The organism is Komagataeibacter europaeus (genome assembly GCF_002173515.1).
Lineage (GTDB): Bacteria > Pseudomonadota > Alphaproteobacteria > Acetobacterales > Acetobacteraceae > Komagataeibacter > Komagataeibacter europaeus.
This window is the reverse complement of the sequence record NZ_CP021467.1, coordinates 492,912-515,162: the sequence shown is the minus strand read 5'-3', so window position 1 is coordinate 515,162 and position 22,251 is coordinate 492,912. Positions and strand designations below refer to the sequence as shown.

The window sequence follows — 22,251 nt, the reverse complement described above, 5'->3', positions numbered from 1 at the left end:
TTGCAACGTCTTTGTGACCTAGCCGGTTCAATATGGTCCGGCTACAGGAAAATGTGAATGGGACCTGATCATGAAACCCCGCATTCAGGGTTGCGACTGGATCTGGCAGGTATGGTCCTGCAGTTCCTCCCCCGATGCACGGTCGCCATGCACAAGATCGACATGGTCATCAAGAATCACGAAACCCTGCCGTCCATCAGCCTGCCTGATACCCGCGATCACCAGCGTATGCCGTCCCATTTCCCGCGCGGGGTCGGCCATGTCCCGCGCCAGCAGCGCAAAAGGCCGCACGCCCGACAGGTCGGGCGTATCGACCAGACGGGCACGATAGGCATGGCCATACAGCGGCAGGGCAGCCCATCGCGCGCCCAGACGCGGCAGCGCATGCTGCAACGCCGCCCGGACATCGGGACGGATGCAGTCAACATGAATATGAAGCTGATTCTGGCTGCGCCCGTAGACCGAGTTTATGGCCAGGGACATGTCCTCCCCCGGCAGGGCGTGGGACAGCCTGCGGTTGACGCGCGCCGTCTGCCGCCAGGCATAGGCAACGTAATCCGGCGCATCCCCACGCGTAATGGCGCGATCTTCCATGCCTGTAATGCGCCGTGTCGGGATCAGCAGGTACTGCCCCGTCCCGACACGGTCCTTCAGCACGGCATAACCGGCATGTGTGTCGGTTTCCTCACACGGGTTGCCATCCGCATGCGCCACGCACTGTTCATGCACGATATGCCATAACGCATCGGGGGAATGCCCGCCCGCCACCAGGCGGGCACAGACCAGCACCCCCGCCAGCACGCCCGCGCCCCACAGCATCCGTTTCATGCACAGGCCCCCTCAACCCGCCTGCTGGCGTTCCCACCGCCTGACCAGGGGCAGCAGCAGGGCAAAGACCAGTGTGGCAAGCGCCGCAAGGCCGGTCAGGGACCGGAACAGGTCACCGTAGATCCCCAATGTCCGTGCGGCGTCCATGCGGATCGGATCGGGTACATCGACCGCCGCCATGTTGGCGACAAGGCTGCCGACATACATGGCGAACCCGATCAGCACATAATAACACCCCACCATGAAGGCGCTGATACGCGCGGGCACGTAACGGGCGATTGCCGCAAGGCCAAGGCCGCTGATCATCAGTTCCCCCAGTGAAAGTGGGCCATATCCCACCAGCATCACCCATGGCGAGACAAGGGGCGACGCCGACAGGGCCGCGCTGCCCCACCATATCAGGAACGACAGGGTCACACACCCGAAACCGATGATGAATTTGACCGCAATACCCATGTCGATATGCCGCCGCCCCAACGCACCATAGAGCGCGACCAGCAATGGCGTGCCCGCCATGATCCATAACGGGTTGAAACCCTGGAACTGCCCCGCCGAAAGTGAAAACAGGTGCACGCCCGCCAGCATGAAATCCTTGCCGACATTACGCAGGGCGAACAGGGTGAGCGATGTCACCATCTGCTGGTAGAAAATGAAATACAGCGCCACCTCGAACGTCAGCAGGTACATGATCTTCAGTCCCGGGCGCTCCGCCGCAGCCGCACGCCTGTACACCATGACCCACGCAAGCAGGATCAGGATGCCGGACGCAACGACAAGTCCCCCCTGAATGGAGGTGGATGCAAAAACACGCGCCGCCAGTTCGACAGCAGCCCCCGTTCCCGCAATCACCGCCAGCACGCGCCACGCCGGCACGGGACGGAAATCCGGGTCCGTTCCGGTACGGGCCAGCCGCGCACGACGCAGGAAGTAACAGCCCGTACCCAGCCCGAGCCCCACGGCACAGGACACGAACGCCGCCCCCCAGCCATAGGCCTGCTGCAGCCATGGTGTCAGGAACAGGGAAAATGTCGAACCGACATTGATCGCCATGTAATAGATCGTGAAGGCCACATCCAGCTTCTGGTCCTGCCCACGGTATATGATGGTCACCATGTTGCACGAATTGGGCTTGAACAGGCCGTTGCCGACCACGATCACCCCCATGGCGAGATAGAGCGCGCGCGCACTGCCCCCCGCTGTCCCCAGCAGCAGATACCCCAGGGCAAGGACAATGCCACCGGCCACCATCGTGCGCCGCGATCCCGTGACCCGATCGCCCAGCCACCCGCCCGCCACGGGTGCCGCATAGGTCAGGGCGGAAAAACTGCCCCACAACATGTTGGCCTGCGTATCGTGCAGGCCCAGTTTCTGGACCATGTACAGCAGCAGGATCGCCTGCATGCCGTAAAAGCCGAACCGTTCCCATGTTTCCATGGCCAGCACGACGCCAAACGCCGCGGAACGGTCCACGCGGGACAGTGTGGCGTCGGGATCATGCATCCAGCCTGACCTCAGGGCAGTACGGGCAGCCAGACGGCGGAAGGATGGTCGGGGTCATGATAGATGTCCTGTGTCGCCGCGACATAATCCTGCGGGCGCGCCTGAAGGATGCTGGGCACGAATTTCTGCGGGTTGCGGTCATATAGCGGGAACAGGCTGGACTGGATCTGGACCATGATCCGGTGCCCCGGCTGAAAGACGTGGTTGATGACCGGCAGGGTGAAGCGGTAGCGCTCCACCTGACCGGGGGTAATGGCGGTCGGGTGCGCGAAGTCATGGCGGTACCGCCCACGGAAGATATCCATGGATACCGGCAGTTCATACCCCCCCATTTCGGGGCGGTCGGCGGTGGTGGGCGGGTTGACGTCGATCACCTTCACCACCCAGTCCGCATCCGACCCGGTGGTGGCGGCATACAGGTCCGCCACCGGCACGCCACTGACCCGGACGGGCGTGGTCAGGACCGGGGTTTCATAGGTCAGGACATCGGGACGGCTTTCTGCCGATCGCTGGTCCTGCACCAGCCATGTCTTCCAGCGGTCCCCATCGGTTACAAAGGAAAAGGGCCGGGCCAGGAACGGTACCGGATGCTGCGGGTCGGACACATAACGGTCTGATGCCTGCGCCCCCTGTCCGGGCTTATGGGTGGACAGTCCGTGATCCGCCTGCACGAACAGGGGCTGGAGCGGATGCGCGCACTGCCCGTCACAGGCCTGCGGCCAGTGGTCGATGTAATCCCACCGGTTCTGCCCGGTGTTGTACAGGATGGCCTGCGGCAGGTGGACCGCCGGCGCGTTGGCGCGCAAATACTGGTCAAAGAACGGGCGCAGCACGTCGTGGCGGAACTGCGACGCCGTATCGCCATTCCAGTGCAATGGCCCCAGGGATGAGCCATCGTAATTGACCTGGCTATGCCGCCACGGCCCCATGACCATGACATTGGGGACCGTGGGATGGGTGGCCTGCACCGCCTGCCATGCGTGGATCGCGCCCCACATGTCTTCCTGGTCCCACAGCCCTTCCACCCATAATGTCGGGATGGTCAGCCTGTGGCGCGCCAGAAGCTGATCAAGGGCCTGCTGCTGCCAGAACGCATCGTAATCCGGATGGGCCAGCATACGCTGCCACCATGGGAACTGATCCAGACCCGCATCATGCGCGAACTGTTCCGCCGACCCGGCGGACAGGAAATTGCTGTAATCATCCTGACCCACACGCGGGATGGTATGGCCTTCGCCGCGTTCGGTCATCTGTTCGGGAAAATAATCAAGGCCGCCCTGGCGGAACGCACCGTAATGATACCAGTCATCGCCCATCCAGCCATCGACCATGGGGCTTTCAGGGGCAGTCACCTTCAGCGCGGGATGCGGGTCCAGCAGGGCCATGACCACCGTGAACCCTTCATAGGACGAGCCGAGCATCCCCACCCGCCCGTTTCCCTGCGGCACGTTATGGACCAGCCATTCGATGGTATCCCACGCATCCGTCGTCTCGTCCGTGCGGGTCGGGTTCAGCGGGCCACGCGGGGGACGGGTCATGACATAGTCCCCTTCCGATCCGTATTTGCCGCGGATGTCCTGAAATACGCGGATATAGCCTGCCTCGACAAACGCATCATCACCCTGCGGCAGGATGGAACGGATATCGGGCGCGTCCGTAATGCGGTTCACCCGTTCGGACGCATGGTAGGGCGTGCGGGTCAGCAGCAGGGGCGCGTTCGTGGCGTCACGCGGAATGACAATGACCGTATGCAGCTTCACCCCATCGCGCATCGGGATCATGACATCGCGCTTGATGTAATTGCGCGCGCTGGTGGGAAAGGTCACATGGGCGGGGATGTCGCTGCCGGTCTGCACGCTCAGCGCGGACGGATCGGCCGCCTGCGGGGCAGCCCCCGCGTCCCGTGCCGCATGGGCCTGTCCCGCCGGTGCGCCCGACGCCATGGTGGCGAGCATGATCGCAAGGGAAGGTACATGCCGCCAGGAAAGTCGTTTCACGTCAATTCCACTCCACTACCGCCAAGCGCGGTCCTGTTTGTTACTGCTTGATAACAATAAGTGAGGGCGGAAACAGTTGTAAACACACACAATGACGGGAATACGCGGCAGGCGGCTGCCATCAGGCATTCATCAGGGCCAGCCCCTCCGCGACCGAGACGAATTCATTGCCCATGTCCACGCGCTCCGCCCCGAAACGCCGGTTGAACAGGTCACGCACGGCGGGCACGAACGATGTGCCCCCAGTCAGGAAGACGCGGTCAATGGCCGTGGCGGGCAGTTCCGCCCGTTCCAGCGCCAGCCCCACGGCATCGTCAAACTGCTTCAGGTCGGGTGCGATCCAGCCTTCGAATTCAGCACGCGTGATTTCCCGGTTTATATGCACGTCACCGTGGTCATAGCGCAGGACCGTGCGCCCGGCGGTGGACAGGTCCCGTTTCGCCGCCCCCACCGCGCGATACAGCGCCTGTCCCTGCTGTTCATCAATGATGCGCATCAGGGCATGGAGCCTGTCGGGTTCGGACGCGGTGCGGGCGACATCGGCGATGTTACGCAGGGTCTGGGGGGTGCGCATCAGCGCCAGGCGGTGCCAGCGCCCAAGGCTTGCATACCATTCGGCCGGAACCGGCAGCGGCTGCCCGCCCATGACGCGATAGGTGGCATGGCGGCCCAGTTCGGGTGCAATGACATTATCGATGATACGGTAATCGAACTGGTCGCCCGCAATGCCGACACCGGCATATCCCAGCGGGGTGGCGTTGCGCAGGTTGGCCGGGTCAAAGCGCAGGATGGAAAAGTCACTCGTGCCGCCGCCAAAATCCCCCACCAGTACGGTCGCGGGCGCATCCAGCCGCCGGGCGAAATGCCAGCCCGCGGCCTCGGGTTCCAGCGCCACGTCGATATGATGGAAGCCCGCCGCACGGAAGCTGTCACGCAGGCGCTGTTCACCCAGCGCATCATCGGGCCGTTCACCCGCGAAATGCACGGGGCGGCCCACCGTTGCGGTGACATCGGCCGGGTCAACGTCGATCGTGCGCATGAGGCATGCCAGGAAACTGGCGATCAGCATTTCCAGCGTCATGACCTGTCCCATAAGCCGGGTCTGCCGGAAAGACGCCTGCGCCAGATAGGATTTCATGGACATGATCAGCCGACTGTCCGCCGGGTCTTCCAGATAGGCGTCGATCGCCGCCGCCCCGATCGCCTCCTGCAGGGATGACCGCCCCGGCATGCCTTCCTCACGCCACAGGCACAGCAGCGACCGGCATGTTTCGGATGGGGGATGATGGGGAAAGGAAAAACGCGCGGGCATGGGCCGCCCCTGCGCATCCAGCACGACCACGACGGTATTGGTCGTGCCGAAATCTATACCGAGCCGCACGCTCCGGTTGGATCCGATGGAAGACATACCGTCTCAATAGGCATGTGCCTGCTGCATGTCCATCCGTCTGGCCCTGTTTTGCACGCCGTGCCCGGTTCAGGAACCGGACGGACGGCCCGTAATGAGCCACAGCATGAGTGCCGGCAGGAAAAAATACAGCCCCGTGGCCGCCACCAGCCATGGCATGAGGAACACCACATCCGTATGCAGCACGAAACGGCAGACCAGGTTCGCTATTCCCAGCATCGCGACGACACACGCGAAGGCGCCCGCGTTCATCAGCAATGTTCGGTCCCCGTTCATCTGCCGGAGTTTCTGTTCCATCATGTGACCTCGCCTTTTCACCACCCGTAAGCCATGTCCCGCGCATGGGAATGCCTGCCTGCTGTACCCCAGGACCGCCCGTGTTGGAAGCCATCCGCCACGTCGGGGCGCCGTCCGCAGCCACGGGCCGTAACGGGGCGGGGTCGTGGGCGCCAGTATTTTCCTTTTTTCTTCATGTTGTTTATTGCTGATCAATAACGACAGAATGCCTCTATCCGGTTGTATAATGTGCGGCCACGAAGGAAACTGTCTTACATGGCGCGTTTTCCCGTCCGTCGCATCTGTCATATCCGCTACGGTGCATCATACGCGACGCGTCCGGCGGCAGGACAACTTTCAGGGGCAGATTGCCGGAGCGGCCTGCAGATGCTGCGTGTATTCCGCACGGTGGCACAGCGGGGCATTGCATTTTCAACGCAGCGTATCCGGCATTCCCCAGCGGTACGTCCTGCCCCTGCATGGAGCATGGAGCCAAGCGCACATCACCGTACGGACACGGTCCGTGACAGGGCCTTCATCCTCCTCATCGGGTTCCAGCGGTTCGACCAGCGTGTCCTTGTCAGGGTCGATGGGTTCGTCCTCATCATAATCGGGAAAATGTTTTTCCGGCCGGTCCAGTGGTTCCTTCTCATCGGGTTCACCATGATCGGGATCATCCACGGGTGGCGGCATGTTTGCGGGCGGGCGCGCCGGAACGGAATTCCAGGGGGACGCCATTATCTGTCTGCTGAACATGGCATGTTTTCCTGAATGGTTCCCCATGCAACGGGCATGATGAAGGCAGGTTGCGACGACACGGAAGACATTTTCCGGCCGGATTATCCAACCGGCCTCCGCAAATTATCTCTCCTTTGCCGCATAACAGGGATTTTGCGTATTTTTTCGGGTTATATGCAAAAATATGGCCGCTCCATATCACCAAACCGGCTTGTGCTTCATGAAAATTACACATAAACAATTGCAACTACCCGACATAAATCACTTAATTTTTTAGTATAATTTAGATGCAAAACGAGCAGGAACGGATAGACAGGCGCCCCCGACGCGGCGGCCGGACTGCATATACCCCAGACCCGCAACCATTGGACCATGAAGCCCCCCATCATGCATCTGACTGAATCGATCAACCTGCTTTATGTGCTGTCTGGCCTCGGGGTCGGCTTTCTTGTTGGCATGACCGGCGTTGGGGGCGGGTCGCTCATGACCCCGCTGCTCATATTGCTGTTCAAGGTCCATCCACAATCCGCCGTGGGCACGGACCTGCTGTATGCGGCCCTGACCAAGACGGTGGGCACATTGGTGCATGGCCGCAGCCAGTCGGTGGAATGGCGCGTGGTGGGACGGCTGGCGCTGGGCAGCATACCCGCCACCCTGCTTACGATCGCAGCCCTGCACTGGGCGGGCAGTCCGTCGGCGCAGGTGACACATGTGATTTCGGTGGCGCTGGGCATAGCGCTGCTGATCACGGCCCCCAGTGTGCTGTTCCGCCACCGCCTGCAGATGCTGTCGCGACAGAAGGCCGGCAGCGTTTCCCCCGCCATGACCGGCCAGTTGACCACGTTGCTGGGTGCGGTGCTGGGTGTCATGGTCACGCTGTCTTCGGTCGGTGCGGGGGCCATTGGCATGGCGGCGCTGATCTTTCTGTATCCCACGCTGGAAATCCGCCGGCTGGTGGGCTCCGACATTGCCCATGCCGTACCCCTTACGGCCATCGCGGGCATGGGGCACTGGTGGATCGGGGATATTGATATCCCGCTGCTGACTTCGCTGCTGTGCGGATCCATTCCGGGCATCATACTGGGCAGCCTGTGCATCGGGCTTGTTCCCGACCGGGTGCAGCGCATCATACTGGCCGCGATCCTTGTTACAGTTGGCCTGAAGGTTATCTGAGGGCCTGCGCCACGCACGGTGCCCCCCAGCACCTTGCGCTTCGGGCACCATCCATTACCCTACCGCAACCATAACAGGCGGAAGGCAGGGTAATGGCATACGGAAAGCTGGCGATCATCCTGACCTGTGCAGGGTGCTGTGCGGTCATCGGGGCGCAGGCGGCCCCTGCGCCGGCCGCAACGGACATGCGACAGGTCTTCGCCCCGCTGTCCCTGCCTGCCGCGCCCAACCGCTACAATTCGGGTTCCGGCCTGCCGGGGCCGGATTACTGGCAGAACCGGGCGGATTACATGATCCATGCCCGTATCGATACATCCACCCATGTCCTGTCGGGTGAGGAAACGCTGACCTACACCAATAACAGCCCCGACAGCCTTGATACGCTGTGGCTGCAACTGGACCAGAACATCTATCGGCCCCATTCCCGCGCGGGCTTCGCCAATCCCGAACGCCATCCCCATACGACAGGGGGCATGGTGATCGATTCCGTCGCCATCATGCGCCACGGGCACGAAATCCCACTGCCGCCGCGCATATCCGATACCCGCATGCAGCTTGTCCTGCCTGATATGGCGTTGACGCATGGACAGAAGGTCCGGATCCGCATCCGCTGGCATTACACTGTTCCCGGCCCATGGGGCGGCCGCACGGCGGTGACACCCGCCCGGGATGGCGAAATGTACGAAATCGCGCAGTGGTATCCCCGCATGTGCGTTTATGACAGTCATCGGGGATGGGACACGCTGCCCTATCTGGGGCAGGAGTTCTATCTGGAATACGGCGATTTTGATTACAGCGTCACGGTGCCGTGGAATTTCACGGTGGTCGGTTCCGGCGCGCTGCTCAACCCGGGTGACGTCCTGACCCGGACCGAACGCGCCCGTCTGGCGCAGGCGGCCCGCAGCGACCGGACCGTCATGATCCGCACGGCGCACGACGTGACGGACCCGACAAGCCATGCGGCCCGTACGGGGGAAAAGACATGGCATTTCCATATGGAAAATACGCGTGATGTCTCCTTTGCCGCCTCCCCTGCCTTTTTGTGGGATGCGGCGCGCATTGACCTGCCCCCCGTGCATCCGGCACCGGGCAGGAAGCCCGTGCCACGCCTGGCCATGTCGGTTTACCCGCGTGAAGGCAGCGGGCCGCAGGCATGGGACCGTTCCACCGAATATGTCAAGCATGCCATTGAATACTTTTCCAACCAGTGGTTCCCCTATCCCTGGCCCAATGCCGTCAATGTGGGGGGCCACGGGGCGGGCATGGAATATCCCGGCATTGTCTTTGACGGGTGGGAAGACCGGAACGATACGCTGTTCTGGATCACCACGCATGAACTGGGCCATGACTGGTTCCCGATGATCGTGGGCAGTAATGAACGGCGTGACGCATTCATGGATGAAGGGTTCAATACCTTCATCGACGCCTATGCTTCCCGGCATTTCAACCATGGGGAATACGCGCCCAAGCATGACGCGGAATTCGCGCCCCTGACCGGCAGGCCCGCCGACGACATCATTGCGGTGCTGAAAGACCCGAAGGCACCGCCCCTTATGACACCTGCGGAACTGGTGCCAGAAGAATACCGGCATCCGGTCACGTATTTCAAAAGCGCGTACGGATTGATGCTGCTGCGCGAACAGATACTGGGGCCGGAACGGTTTGATACCGCCTTCCGCCGTTATATCCAGGCATGGGCATACCATCACCCGACCCCGTCGGATTTCTTCCGGCTGATGGAAAGTGAAGCCGGGGAAGATCTGGGCTGGTTCTGGCGTGGCTGGTATTTTGAAAACGACTGGCCGGATTACGGTATATCCGGCCTGTCCCATGTCAATAATGATGCCCGCCAGGGTACACAGGTCCGTATACGCACGAAGGGCAGGCTCATGCTGCCTGTCACGTTACGGCTGGAATATGTTGACGGCACGCATCTCGATCAGGTCATCCCAACGGAAAGCTGGCACCTGACCGATACCGTGACGGCGACCTTCCCCGGCGGTCCGGCTGTCGACAGGGTCATCCTTGATCCCGACCATATCCTGCCCGACCCGGACCGCAGCGATAACATACGCCGTCTGAAATAAGATAATGCACGACCAGCCGGGCACGATGATACAACATTCCGCTGACCGAATACCTGTTTCCCGACCGGCTTATTGCACGCGCCACAAACATGACATGGCCAGACGGTAATTAGAGACTGTTTGAAAACAAATCATTGATAAAAAATAATAAAAACTTTTGGTTACCACCTTTTTTCAAAAAGGTGGCATTCTTCGAAGTTTTTAAAAAAAGCTTCACCAAAAACTTCTTTATGATTGCTGAATGTTTCCCGGGCTAACTTTTCAAACAGTCTTTTGTACCGTGTATCATATCGTTACAATATACATGCCAATACAGACGCCATCATGCCCCTGCCCTGCATGATGGTCTTCACCCACAGGATCGCGCTTTATACGGGGATGATTGGCCCGGCCCCGTGGACGGCGGGACAACGACATGCATTCATGACAGGTTGGAAATGCAATATTTCACCTGTCATTACATATGGCGAAATATCTTTATCTTCCCTGAAAATACAAACACCCAGCCTGCGAACAGGCTGGGTGTTTGTGATCATGCGGCGTATCCATTACGCCTGTGCGTCAGCGCCCTTCTTGCGACGCGCACGGGTCTTGCGCGCGGGCTTTGCCGGGGCTTCCGCCGCGACTTCGGGTTCCGGCTCAACCACAACCTTGCGACCCAGACCGATCTTCTGTGCAAGGGATGAGCGATGCGCGGCATAATTGGGCGCGGTCATCGGATAATTGGCGGGCAGGCCCCATTTTTCACGATACTGCTCCGGCGTCATGCCATATGCCGTCTGAAGGTGACGCTTGAGCATCTTCAGCTTCTTGCCGTCTTCCAGGCAGATCACGTAATCAGGAAATACTGATTTCTTGATCGGCACGGCCGGCTGCAGCGGGGCGGGTTCAACCGCCTTTTCGGCGCCCAGCCCCTTCAGCGCAGTATAAACCGTCTCGATCAGGGTGGGGATCTGCTCGATGCCAACGGTATTATGATTGGTATGCGCGGCCACGATCTCTGTCGTCATGGATACCAGTTCGGTATGCGGGAGATCTTTATTATCCAATGTCTGTATCTTTCCTCTGTAGATTGCCGTCCAGGGACATATCTGCCCTATCAGTAATAATCATGCGTCTATTATGCAACCACAACAAAGCCTTTTGATGCATATTTTTTATATCATACCCATTACACGCACATACGCAGCAATGCCTGCATGGGTTACATATCAGTACGCCTTTCTGTGTTCGGACAAGCACGGTTTCCCAATAATAAATCCACCCATTATCGCATTCACGGATCATATGCAATTTTTTGTTTGGAGAGTTGGAAAAAATAGCATTTCAGATCCCTAATTTACTGATTTTTGTTAATGAATTTTCATTGTTTTATAAGCACATCATATAGAATATCCGACCTGTTCATCGATCATGCTCGATGGAAAAAATAAAAACAAACCTTATAGGCAGAAGTAAATAACCTGCGGAATTTGAATTACATGAAGTCATTTAATTTTTATTTTTATACAAATATATATTTATGTGCATGATTTTATAAATAATAATTAAAATAAAACGCGACAAAACCAGTAACTTTTCTATAATTACATATTATTTTAAATGTATATTCATATTCTGGCCTGGCGCTTACCATGCGTCCTCCAGCATGATCCGCAACTGCATGGCATGAATCCTACGGACCATATCCCGCACGCATCTGCATCATAATACATGCTGTCATTCCGTTATTGCAGAACCAGACCTCGCCATCATTGCATTTATTTCAGAAATACACGCCGTGGTTGTGTATATGTTATCATGCATATCTGTTCGCCATGTTCCGGTCTGGCTGATATGTCGGCCAACCCCAGTCGAAAGTAACAGACTGTGGCAGGTGGCCTATACGCCAATTCCAATACCCGTATGATGATGCATGAATAGACAAAACAAGCAGGATGATGTCATTCCATCCTGCTTTTTCCATTCCTGCTCCATGGACAATGTGGCTGTCAGCCCTGACCCTGTTGACAACCGGTCCAGTTTTCAACTGGTCGCAATGGAAATGGCAGCCACGAACGCGGTAGCCATCTTTTCATGTTATTATATTGCGACAGTCCTTGATTACATCCCGCCTGTTTATGGAAATATCTGACCGGCCCCCATGTTCCGGATCCGTACCGGAAAGCATCTGGGGCATACCCTGTCAGCCATTGCCCACAGGCTGCATGGCCTTCCCCTGGTTCGACGGGAATACGCTGCCACGTCATGCCGATTTCATGACGCTGGAAGCTTGCCGAAAATCGTACAACAGTGTCGTGCCGAAGGGACGAATGGAACCTGAATATTACATCCTTCGAATGCTGAAGCATAACGCTCGCAATTCGTGATGACCTTGTGACAGCAAGTGACGCATGCGAAAGATCGCTCGACAACCCATAGGCGTGTCAGCCGGACGCAGCCACGTCTAGCCTTGGGCAACTTCATGACCTCAACGGCGATATCGTGGACCCGTGCTGCCTCGACAGGCTTTTTGCCTGTATGGCCCAGATCAACATAAGCCTGTTCAACGCTATCGTCAGTGGCCATCCCGATTGGCTGACGTCATATGCAGGGCCAGCAGGTGCCCCAGCGTGTCCACCGCCATATGCAACTCTGATCCCTTTTTGCGTTTGCCCCCATCATATCCGGCGCGATGGTCCGCCTTCCGGCGTCGGGCGCAAGGTCCGGCTATCGAGAATGGCCACTGTTGGTTCTGCCTCGCGGTCAGTGATTTACAGGCGCCAGTCCATCCACCATGATATGCGGCAGTCCCCGGCTGCATGTTTCCACGCGGGCGACAATGTCATAGGTCTGGCGCAATGTATCGGGTGTAATGACATCACACGGCCCCCCGGCCGCGATGATTTTACCCGCGCGCAGGATGACATCATAATCCGTCATGCGTACGGCAATATTCAGGTCATGCAATACCATGACCGTTACGATGTTGCGCCGTTCCGTCTCGCGCCGCAGCACCTCCATGACAGCAAACTGGTGATGCAGGTCAAGCGCGCTGAGCGGCTCATCAAGCAGCAGGGCGTCGGGATGCCGCCCCAGGGCCTGCGCCAGCCCCACAAGCTGGCGCTGCCCGCCCGACAGTTCATCCATGTACCGCATGGCCAGATCCGCGATGCCGAATATGTCCAGCATGCGCAACGCCGCGTCGATTTCATCCCCGCCCGAAACCCCGGGCATTACGCCCGTGGCATTCCGGGCAGCCAGAAGCGATTCCAGCACCTGTAGATGCACAGTGGCCGGCAGGGTCTGGGGCAAATACAGGCAACGCCGTGTCCGCTGCGCCAGCGACATGCGCGAAAGTTCATCCGGGCCAAGCATGATCCGGCCCGTCGCCTCCCCCAATCCCGCCATGGCACGCAGCAGGGTGGACTTGCCACTGCCATTGGGACCAAGCAGGGCAGATACCCTTCCCGTGGGAAACGGGCCGACCGTCAGGTCATCCAGAACGGTGCGTCGGCCATATCTTACGGTTACATGTTCCGCGAACAGGCCATCCATCATGAAAGCCCCTGCCGGCGCAGGATAATGGTAAGGAAGAACGGAATGCCCACCAGCGCCGTCACGATACCGGTCGGGATCACCACGCCGGGCATGATGTTGCGCGCCGCCACCGAAGACAGCGACATGACCAGCGCACCAACAAACATGCTGCCGGGCAGATAGAAACGATGGTCCTCCCCCAGCAGGCGACGGGCGATATGGGGTGCGACCAGTCCGACAAACCCGATTGTTCCCACGAAGGACACCGCCAGCGCCGACAGGATGCTGACCCGCAGCAACGCACCCCGCCGCACGCGTGGCACGTCCACCCCGAGGCTGGCGGCGCGTTCTTCCCCCATGCGCAGCACGGTCAGTTTCCATGCGGCGCGAAAGGAAAGCGGCGCCACCACCACGCAGGCCGCCGCCAGCAGCCCCAGCTTGGGCCACGTCGCCCGCGTCAGGCTGCCCATGGTCCAGAACACCAGATCCTGCAGCGCGTCTTCATTGGCGACAAACTGCAACAGGGAAACCAGTGCATGGAACGCGAATACCAGGGCAATGCCAAACAGCACAACCGTGCCCGTTCCCGCGTTGCGCCTGCGTGACACCATATCCAGCAGCAGGACGGAACCGATGGCGAACACGAAGGCATCGGCCGACACTACCCATGCATCCGGCACGCCGGGCAGACGCCATTGCAGGATAATGGCCAGTGAGGCCCCGAACGCCGCCGCGGCCGAAACCCCCAGCGTAAACGGACTGGCCAGCGGATTGGCCAGCACGGTCTGCATTTCCGCCCCGGCCAGCCCCAGCGCCGCCCCCACACATACGGCCATGAGCGCGTAAGGCAGGCGGATCTGCCAGACAATGACACTCTGCCCGGCAGATACATCCCGCGCGTGCAGCAGCGTATGGATCAGCGCCCCCACCGACAGCCCGGATGGCCCCAGACAGAAATCAAGCACGACCGAAGCGACGATACACAGGGCAATGACCGCCAGGATTCCCAACCGCCGTCGCAGCAGTATGCGATAGGCGCCACGCACCTGCCGGGCATAACCCGACAGGTCGGAAGACGGGAGGGTGGGCGTGCTTGCCGGTACGTCATCAGGGATGCGCATTGATCCAGAATGTCCCTTCCTGCCTGACGGGGAGAAAGCGGTCATATAGTTCCTTCTGCGTCGCATCGGGATCAAGGTCGGCAAACAGGTCCGGATGGAACCACTTCGCCATGACCTCGACCGCAAGGATGTTGTACGGCGAATCATAGAATGAATGCCAGATGCCGTAGTCATGCCCGGTAGTGACCGCACGCAGGCTGGAAATGCCCGGACGGTCGGTTACACGCCGCAGGGACGCGCGCGCGACTTCCGGCGTGACCTCCGCCCCCATGCGCAGGCCCGGCCCGCTGGCCTTCGGCCCCTTGGTGCCGTCGGCTATGTATATGTCCGGGTCAGCGGAAATGACCTTTTCCAGATCAATGTCCCCGATATATCCCGGCAGCAGGGGCGCTGCGATATTCTGGCCACCGGCCGCCGTAATGAACGCGCCCATGTTGCCCTTGCCCGCCGTATGGCAGCAGCTTTCGCGCATGGCGGCCAGCATTTCGATAAAGACCCGGGGCCGCTGCGCTTCAGGCAATGACGCCACCCGGTCGGTCACGTGTTTCAGGTGCGACTGGTAGAAGGACAGGTAATCCGCGGCTTCCTGCTCCCGGTGCAGCACCCGGCCCAGTATCTGCATGGATGCGACGGTGTCATGCAGCGGGTCGGCGCGGAAATCGACAAAGACGACCGGCACATGCGCACTTTCCAGTTGCGCGACCAGTTCGCTCGCCGCCCCCGGCCCATGGCCGGACACCGTCAGGATCGCAAGGTCGGGGTGCAGGTCCAGCACGCGTTCGGGACTGACCGTATCCGCCGTGGTCTTGCCAATCAGCGCCACCCTGGCCGCCTGTGGGAAGGTTGCGACGTACTGATCGTAACTCTGGGTATCCGCGCCGCGGAATTCTCCCTGCCATCCCACGATCCGGTCAAACAGGTGCTGCTTTTCCAGTGGGGCAAGGGCATAGACCAGACGCCCTTCCCCCAGGATGATGCGGTGGACACTGGCCGGAATGTCCACCTTGCGGCCGGCAAGGTCGGTCACGGTTTCAGCCCGTGCCGCAGGCAGTCCCGTCGACAGGCCCATGACCGCCACCACCCCGCATGCCAGCACACGCCAGTTATCCAGTATCCGTCCCATCACCCTGCTCCGATCTATATGATTACCCCCAGGGACATCATTTCTGGGGATAGGCAAAATTGAACTTCTCGGTAAACGGCTTCCAGAACCCCGGCGTGCCGGTTTCCTTGTCCACGTGATGCAGGAAGCCACTCTGTTCGGGTGAGGAATAGGTCAGCACGACCGTATAGCGGCCCGGGCCGTCCATCTGCACGTTATCGGCATAATGCGGGCCGTCCTTGGCGGTCATGAAGTGCATCGTGCCTTCAGCCTTCCACGGCGTGCCGTCCTTGGTCAGTGAATAACCGATCGTAAGATACGGCACCCATGCGCCATCGGGATATCCCCATACGTTATCAGCGGTGGCGTGGACGTCGGTTTCAAGATGGATGGTGTCGGGTTTGGTATTGTCGGTCATGCCGGCGGGCATGGGATCCACCATGATACCCGTCAGGTAGCTGGACGCGATTTCCATGTCATGCGCCTGAACGGGGCCACCGATGGGATATTCACGCGCCTGTGCCGCCGTGACACCGACAGGCAGGGCCGCGATGGCCAGCGCCAGTATAGAACACTTTTTCTTCATGATGACTGTTTCCATATATCTGAACATCAGGTCAGGGCGCCTGTTTTATTTTTTAACCTTCAGTAATCCCATGACCAGATTACAGATCCCCTTCCGGCTGATTTCACAAATCTGATAATGATAATTGTTATCACTGTCAACGGATGGTATGTGCTGTGCGATACACACGGAGACTACCTGCCATGATCAGCCATCCCCTCGCGTTTATGCGACTGCCCTATGCGGTCCTGATCGCAATGGACAGCCGGATGCTGCACTTCTGGCTGCAGCCGGTCCATTACCTGATCCGCATCGTACACATTGTCAGCATGGCCTTGTTTTTCGGGATGGACATGTTGTTTGACCTCGGGATCCTCAATCCCCGCATGGCGCCCCGTCTGGCCCCCACGGCGCAACTGATGGTGCGTCCGCTGCACATTGCCTTCGCCATCGCCATGGTCACGGGTATCGTGCTGTTCTTCTACGATCCCGTACATATCGGCAGCCGGGCGTATCTGACACCCAAGCTGCTGCTGATCACGCTGGCCATGCTGAACGCCATGTGGTGCCACCGTTCGGTTTACCTGTCGGTACTCAGGGGGAATCCGGTCATTTCACTACGTGGCCGGGTCGGGGCAAGTATTTCGCTGTCCCTATGGACAGGCGTTATGATCATGTCATGCCTGAATAGTGAAGGTGTACCAAAAGTTTTCTTGCGCTGAGATCAGCATTGCAAAATACGCATGATGCTTGTGATTGACGGGTTTGCGTCAAAATGTAATTGAGAGTCATTCTTATTGATACTGATTCTCAGTTGCGGCGGATATCATGACCCTTTCCCATTCACGGCATATATTAAGGGGATCGAGCTTTTTCGTTCCCGCCCTTTCCTTCAGCACCGCCCGGCGGCGTCTGCGCATGGGATCATGTATCGTATGTTTCGGGCTGGCCCTGCCCGCGACAGGCTTTGCACAGGTCCAGACACAGATTGAGGAAGACCGCGCCCGACTGGGCAATTCCACCCCGCTGATCCAGCAGATCGACCCGGCCACGGTGCGTGATTCGGAACGCGCGCAGGCCGATACGGAAGAAAAGGCCGCGGTCGCGGCAGGGGGCGAGGACAGGCTGGACACCAGCGGCAACCTGCTGGGCAACATGTGGGGCGCGCGGCCGTGGCTTTACAAACACGGCATCACCTTCGACATACAGGAAGTCGATGAGGTCTGGGGCAACGGCACCGGCGGCACGCCCAGCACCAATGGCGACGGGCAGGGTTCGGGCACCGGCCCCGCCTATGACGGCGTCACCATGCCGACGCTGACCATCGATACCGAAAAGCTGTTCGGGCTGAAGGGCGGCCTGTTCAACGTCAGCGCGCTGCAGACGCGCGGGCGCTCGATCTCGCAGGACCACCTGAACAACTTCAACCCCATAAGCGGGTTCGAGGCCGACCGCTCCACCCGCCTGTTCGAACTGTGGTACCAGCAGTCCTTCCTCAAGGGAAAGCTGGACGTGAAGATCGGCCAGCAGGACCTTGATACCGAATTCCTGGTCAGTGATTACGCGTCTTTGTACCTGAACGCCAATTTCGGCTGGCCCATGGCCCCTTCGGTCAACCTGTATGGCGGCGGGCCGTCATGGCCGCTGTCCTCGCCCGCCATCCGCATCCGCTACCGCCCCAGCGAGAAATTCACCTTCATGTTCGCCGCAGCCGACGACAACCCGCCCGGCAACCGCTACAATTCCCTGCCCATCCAGCAGGCCACCGGGTCTGGCAGCGGCTTCAGTTCCGATCCCACCAGCCAGACCTATGACGGCGCCAACGGCACGAACTTCAACATGGGCAACGGCGCGCTGCTGATCACCGAACTGCAGTACGCGCTCAACCCGCAGCCGGCCGACATGTCCAACGTGACCAAAAATCCCGGCCTGCCGGGGGTGTACAAGCTGGGTGGATACTACGATACCGCGAAATTCGCCGACTACCGCTACAACCAGCGCGGCGGTTCACTGGGGGCGGCCACGCTGAACGCCAGCGCCACGCAGGCCGACCTGACCCCGCGATGGGACCGGGGCAACTGGATGGTCTATGGCATCATCGACCAGATGATCTGGCGGCCTTCGCTGACATCCCCCCGCTCGCTGGGTGCATTCGTGCGCGCCACGGGCAACGGGGGCGACCGCAACATGATCAGCTTCGCCATCGACGCGGGGCTGAACCTGAAGGCCCCGTTCAGGGGACGCGACAACGACACGATCGGGCTGGGCTGGGGCATCGGCCGCGCCAGTTCGGGGCAGCGCCAGTTCGACCGCGACAGCCATTCGCTGGTGCAGGGCAACGAAAACCACCTTGAACTGACCTATCAGGCGCAGGTCACGCCATGGCTGGTCATGCAGCCCGACTTCCAGTACGTCTGGCACCCCGCCGGCGGCGGTGCCGACCCGTCCTTCCCATACCGCCGCACCGGCGACGAGGCGATCTTCGGCCTGCACAGCAATATTACATTCTGAATACCCGCCTGTTCCCATGGCAGGCTGACACCATACGGTTCCGCATCGCATGACGGTTATACGGCCCCCGTATCCGTCATACGCCGCATGATCCATGCCCTGAATCCCGTCAGGGGCTTTTTCATAAATATTACTTATCAAAATATCATAACAAACGATTGGACCCGTCGGCCCCGCCGCCGCCATGTTCCGCCACGGCAAAGCCCGCATGGGCAATGCGCATCCTGACCATGATGTAAAAGGCTGAACGAAATGGGGGCCCGGACCGCAACTTTACCCCTGCCTGAGCGCATTACCAGCGTGCTGATGCATCAAGTAAGGCGCGTTTCGTGGATTTATGCGCCAGCCCTGCCTGATCTGGCGTTTGCGGTACGCACAGCGTTCGCCGCCATCATTTCGCTGCTGATCGCGATGTGGATGGAACTGGACAGCCCGCAATGGGCCCCACTGACCGTATGGGTCGTGGCGCAGTCCTCACGCGGGGAAAGCCTGTCCAAGGCGCGGTGGCGAATTTTCGGCACGCTGGTGGGCAGTGTCGCGGCCATTACCCTGATGGCGGCTTTCCCGCAGGCGCCGGGACTGTTCTTTGCCTGCCTTTCCCTGTGGATCGGGCTGTGCTGCGCACTGGCGACGCTGCTGGACCAGTACCGGGCTTACGGACTGGTACTGACGGGATTTACATCCGCCATCATCGCCACGGGGGCCATTGCGCAACCTGATGATGTCTTTGCCATAAGTGTCGCGCGCAGCAGCTACATCATACTGGGCGTGCTGTGCGAAGCGGTTCTGGCGGTCCTGTTCATGCCCCGCATGGTGGAACGCGCCCGCCAGCAGCTTCTGGACCGTCTGGCCGATACATTCCGCGCCACCTGTGCCACGATCACCCGGCACCCCGGCGCATCGGCCGACCCGGAACAGCAGGCCGTGACCGGCACCCTGCTGAAACGGATCGTGACATTTAGTGGACAGATCGAATTCAGCGCGCTGGAACTGGGGCCACGCAACCACGTGGGCGACCATGCCCGGCGCGCACTGGCGGGGATGCTGGTCATGCTGGCGCAGGCGCGCGCGCTGCAGATCCTGCATCCCCGCATGACCGCGCCGCCGCACGGCGACGACGCGCGACCCGAACAGGCCCTTGCCGCATGGATCCGCAATAATGCCCCCAGGCCCGCCACCGATACGGCGGACAGCCCGGAATGGCAGCCGGTAACCACGGCACTGCTGTCGGAAGCCACACGGGTCAGGAGCGAGATAACCGCCTGCACTACCGCGCCACGCGGGGACCGGTTCCGTTTCAGCCTGACATCGCGCCGCCACATGCGTGAGGCGGTCAACAACGGCCTCCGCGCGGCGGCTGCCATCATGGGGGCGTGTCTTGCATGGGAAATTACCGCATGGCATCACGGGCCTGCATTCATTTCCTTTGTCGCCCTGATTTACGGCCTGATGGCGACGCGCGAAAACCCGCTGGTCGCCACCACCCCGTTCCTGAAAGGGGGATTGTGGTGCGCTGCCACGGCGGCGGTACTTACGTTATGGGTCATTCCAGCCATTACCGCGCCGGAGATCCTGCTGATGGTCCTGCTGGTGCCCATGACGGTCGGGGGACTTGCGGCCCGCAGGCCGCAGCTTGCGGGTTATGCCTTTTCCTTCAACATGTTCCTGCCGGTGCTGATCGGGCCGATCAATCAGGGACGGTTTGATGAAGTCTCGTTCCTGAACAATACCATGGCGTTTCTGGCCAGTATCATTTTCGTACTCCTGACCTACCGGCTGGTCGTACCGTTCCGCATGGATGTGCATGTCCGCCGGACGGAGGCATGGGTCAGCCTGCGCCTGCGTCACCTGGCGCGGACGGGCACGCGCACGGATGCGACCGCCTGGCTGGCCAGCTGTGCCACCAGCCTGGTACGCATCCTGTTTCAGGCCAATGCCCTGCCCCCACCCGTTCTGGGCGCCTGTGTCGCGCGGCAGATCACGTCCATGACGGTTGGCGTCTATGTCATCCGTCTGCGTGAACTGGTCCGTGACGGTCGGTTATCCCCGCGTGTCGAACGGATCGTGACCCTGTTCCTGGCGCGATGGGACAGGGGACAGGCGACCGCCATGATCCCGTATGTACTGGCCTGGACGCAGCACGAACAGGCACGCGCCACAACCCCGCCCGCAAGGGCGCAGATGGCGGAAGTGCTGGCCTGCCTGCATATCATTACCGCCGGCCTGCACGAAAATCCGGATATCATGGCGTAAAAGGTGACAAAATATTTCGTATCGGATATGCCCTGAATATCAGACCGACCTGTATGTAAAAAGGATGACATCAATGCGTAAAATCGCTCTTCTGGGTGCTGTCGCGGCCATCACATGTGCTACCGCCGCCCATGCCGAACCCGGTGGCTGCCTGAAATACGGCGCCGTCGGTGCGGTCGGCGGGCATGTGGCCAACCACCACACCGTACTCGGCGCCGCCGCCGGTTGCGTGACGGGCATGTACAAGCGTCACGAATACCGCAAGGAAGCCAAGGCGAAGGCCGCCCTGTATGATCAGGAACACCCCGGCGCCAAGGGCAACTATGAAGCCAAGGCCACCGCGTATGACGTCGAACATTCGACCACGCCGGGCAAGATGACGGCCGATAACCCGGCAGCGGGCACGGCACCGGCCGCCGCCCCCGCCGCGCAGTAATCACGCCTGCCCCGCAGGCAGTCGGCCATGCCTGCTGCCTGCGGTTGCCCATCGGCATGGAAACGGGCATCCTGTGCCCTGAATCACGGTTACGTGACGTTTCCTTCCCGATCACAAGGCCCGGCGACAGACATGCGTGCAATCCAGTTCCTGTTCCGTGCGACGATGGGTGTCGTTGTGATGGGGGCGATCGCATGGTGGCTGGCCGGGTCGTTTTTCCATGTCCCGGTACTGGGCACTGGCCTGGCGGTGGAAGCCGTGGTGTTCTGGGTCTGCGGCCTGTTATATACCGAGGATTATCCCCATCACATGGCGACCTTTGCCGGGATGACCGTTATATTCGGGCTGCTGAGCATTGCGGTCATGCTGCCTTTCGCCCGGCAGTTTGTCATGCTGCACGGGACATGATGCGTGATGTTCGCCAGTACAGAACATATCATGCACAAAATATTTTCTTCATTAATTTGGTTTTAGGAAAACTATTATCCGCAAGTGCAGTTAATGGGATGTGGATCTCGTGACACCACAACGTCTCCCAATCCCTAAACTCGGCGTCCCGCTTCGGCGGGGCGTCCTTTTTTTATCTGCCGCGCCCTACCGCTTCATATTTCCCTGCATGAAGCCATGAACAGCAGGCATGACTGACTGCCCCGTCTTTTTTTCATTCATTGCCCACCGGGGATATGTCGGCCCCATGCGGTAGGATAAGCTGCCGGAAACGGGATAGATCAGGGAAT

19 protein-coding genes are annotated in these 22,251 nt (G+C 60.0%); 7 read left to right on the top strand and 12 right to left on the bottom strand.

The genetic code is table 11. The annotated features are described in order from the left end of the window. Positions 1 to 84 precede the first annotated feature (84 nt). The 6 genes from S101446_RS02230 to S101446_RS02200 all read right to left on the bottom strand — a co-directional run bounded on the left by S101446_RS02230 (position 85) and on the right by S101446_RS02200 (position 6,765). Positions 85 to 828: a CDP-diacylglycerol diphosphatase gene (locus S101446_RS02230; protein ID WP_244184398.1), complete on the bottom strand. Its 744-nt coding sequence runs from the start codon at positions 826 to 828 to the stop codon at positions 85 to 87. Positions 829 to 840: 12 nt separating this feature from the next. Continuing rightward, positions 841 to 2,328, bottom strand: coding sequence for a peptide MFS transporter (locus S101446_RS02225; protein ID WP_087607469.1), 1,488 nt, complete (start codon positions 2,326 to 2,328; stop codon positions 841 to 843). A gap of 11 nt (positions 2,329 to 2,339) precedes the next feature. Next, positions 2,340 to 4,271, bottom strand: coding sequence for a CocE/NonD family hydrolase (locus S101446_RS02220; protein ID WP_375138757.1), 1,932 nt, complete (start codon positions 4,269 to 4,271; stop codon positions 2,340 to 2,342). 175 nt (positions 4,272 to 4,446) lie between these two features. Then, on the bottom strand, positions 4,447 to 5,733 hold the full coding sequence (locus S101446_RS02215) for an Hsp70 family protein (protein WP_087607467.1): 1,287 nt from the start codon (positions 5,731 to 5,733) through the stop codon (positions 4,447 to 4,449). A gap of 69 nt (positions 5,734 to 5,802) precedes the next feature. Then, the gene (locus tag S101446_RS02210) at positions 5,803 to 6,009 is read right to left on the bottom strand and encodes a hypothetical protein (protein ID WP_244184397.1); all 207 of its coding nucleotides are present in this window, start codon (positions 6,007 to 6,009) and stop codon (positions 5,803 to 5,805) included. 432 nt (positions 6,010 to 6,441) lie between these two features. After that, entirely contained in the window at positions 6,442 to 6,765 is a 324-nt protein-coding gene (locus S101446_RS02200; RefSeq protein WP_019086901.1) for a hypothetical protein, read from the bottom strand. A gap of 369 nt (positions 6,766 to 7,134) precedes the next feature. Here S101446_RS02200 and S101446_RS02195 point away from each other — a divergent pair, with 369 nt between their 5' ends. Then, positions 7,135 to 7,920, top strand: a complete 786-nt coding sequence (locus S101446_RS02195) for a sulfite exporter TauE/SafE family protein (protein ID WP_010510987.1) — start codon at positions 7,135 to 7,137, stop codon at positions 7,918 to 7,920. A gap of 92 nt (positions 7,921 to 8,012) precedes the next feature. After that, positions 8,013 to 10,007 (top strand): M1 family metallopeptidase, encoded by a 1,995-nt coding sequence (locus S101446_RS02190; protein ID WP_087607466.1) that lies wholly within the window; start codon positions 8,013 to 8,015, stop codon positions 10,005 to 10,007. A gap of 548 nt (positions 10,008 to 10,555) precedes the next feature. On the opposite strand, the gene S101446_RS02185 is transcribed toward S101446_RS02190, so the two are convergent. The 6 genes from S101446_RS02185 to S101446_RS02150 form a co-directional block, all read right to left on the bottom strand. Next, positions 10,556 to 11,056, bottom strand: coding sequence for a MucR family transcriptional regulator (locus tag S101446_RS02185; protein ID WP_010511846.1), 501 nt, complete (start codon positions 11,054 to 11,056; stop codon positions 10,556 to 10,558). A gap of 1,508 nt (positions 11,057 to 12,564) precedes the next feature. Further along, entirely contained in the window at positions 12,565 to 12,810 is a 246-nt protein-coding gene (locus S101446_RS18315; RefSeq protein WP_244184394.1) for a transposase, read from the bottom strand. Further along, a complete protein-coding gene (locus S101446_RS02165) occupies positions 12,753 to 13,547 on the bottom strand; it encodes an ABC transporter ATP-binding protein (protein WP_208620544.1) in 795 nt (264 codons plus the stop codon). The genes S101446_RS18315 and S101446_RS02165 overlap by 58 nt, the downstream gene beginning before the upstream one ends. Then, the gene (locus tag S101446_RS02160; RefSeq protein ID WP_087607463.1) at positions 13,544 to 14,647 is read right to left on the bottom strand and encodes a FecCD family ABC transporter permease; all 1,104 of its coding nucleotides are present in this window, start codon (positions 14,645 to 14,647) and stop codon (positions 13,544 to 13,546) included. Before S101446_RS02160 ends, S101446_RS02165 begins: the two co-directional genes overlap by 4 nt. Further along, the gene (locus tag S101446_RS02155) at positions 14,634 to 15,770 is read right to left on the bottom strand and encodes an ABC transporter substrate-binding protein (RefSeq protein WP_087607462.1); all 1,137 of its coding nucleotides are present in this window, start codon (positions 15,768 to 15,770) and stop codon (positions 14,634 to 14,636) included. Before S101446_RS02155 ends, S101446_RS02160 begins: the two co-directional genes overlap by 14 nt. 37 nt (positions 15,771 to 15,807) lie before the next feature. Beyond that, the gene (locus S101446_RS02150; RefSeq protein WP_019087332.1) at positions 15,808 to 16,350 is read right to left on the bottom strand and encodes an iron transporter; all 543 of its coding nucleotides are present in this window, start codon (positions 16,348 to 16,350) and stop codon (positions 15,808 to 15,810) included. A gap of 167 nt (positions 16,351 to 16,517) precedes the next feature. Here S101446_RS02150 and S101446_RS02145 point away from each other — a divergent pair, with 167 nt between their 5' ends. The 5 genes from S101446_RS02145 to S101446_RS02125 all read left to right on the top strand — a co-directional run bounded on the left by S101446_RS02145 (position 16,518) and on the right by S101446_RS02125 (position 21,922). Further along, positions 16,518 to 17,036, top strand: a complete 519-nt coding sequence (locus tag S101446_RS02145; protein WP_019087333.1) for a hypothetical protein — start codon at positions 16,518 to 16,520, stop codon at positions 17,034 to 17,036. A 196-nt stretch (positions 17,037 to 17,232) separates the two neighbouring features. Then, complete coding sequence (locus tag S101446_RS02140; protein WP_087608803.1) at positions 17,233 to 18,825, top strand: carbohydrate porin; 1,593 nt, start codon at positions 17,233 to 17,235, stop codon at positions 18,823 to 18,825. Between the two features lie 252 nt (positions 18,826 to 19,077). Beyond that, complete coding sequence (locus tag S101446_RS02135) at positions 19,078 to 21,078, top strand: FUSC family protein (RefSeq protein ID WP_087607461.1); 2,001 nt, start codon at positions 19,078 to 19,080, stop codon at positions 21,076 to 21,078. 73 nt (positions 21,079 to 21,151) lie between these two features. Further along, a complete protein-coding gene (locus tag S101446_RS02130; protein WP_019086359.1) occupies positions 21,152 to 21,514 on the top strand; it encodes a hypothetical protein in 363 nt (120 codons plus the stop codon). 132 nt (positions 21,515 to 21,646) lie between these two features. Then, positions 21,647 to 21,922, top strand: a complete 276-nt coding sequence (locus S101446_RS02125) for a hypothetical protein (RefSeq protein WP_048851740.1) — start codon at positions 21,647 to 21,649, stop codon at positions 21,920 to 21,922. The last annotated feature ends 329 nt before the right edge of the window (positions 21,923 to 22,251 follow it).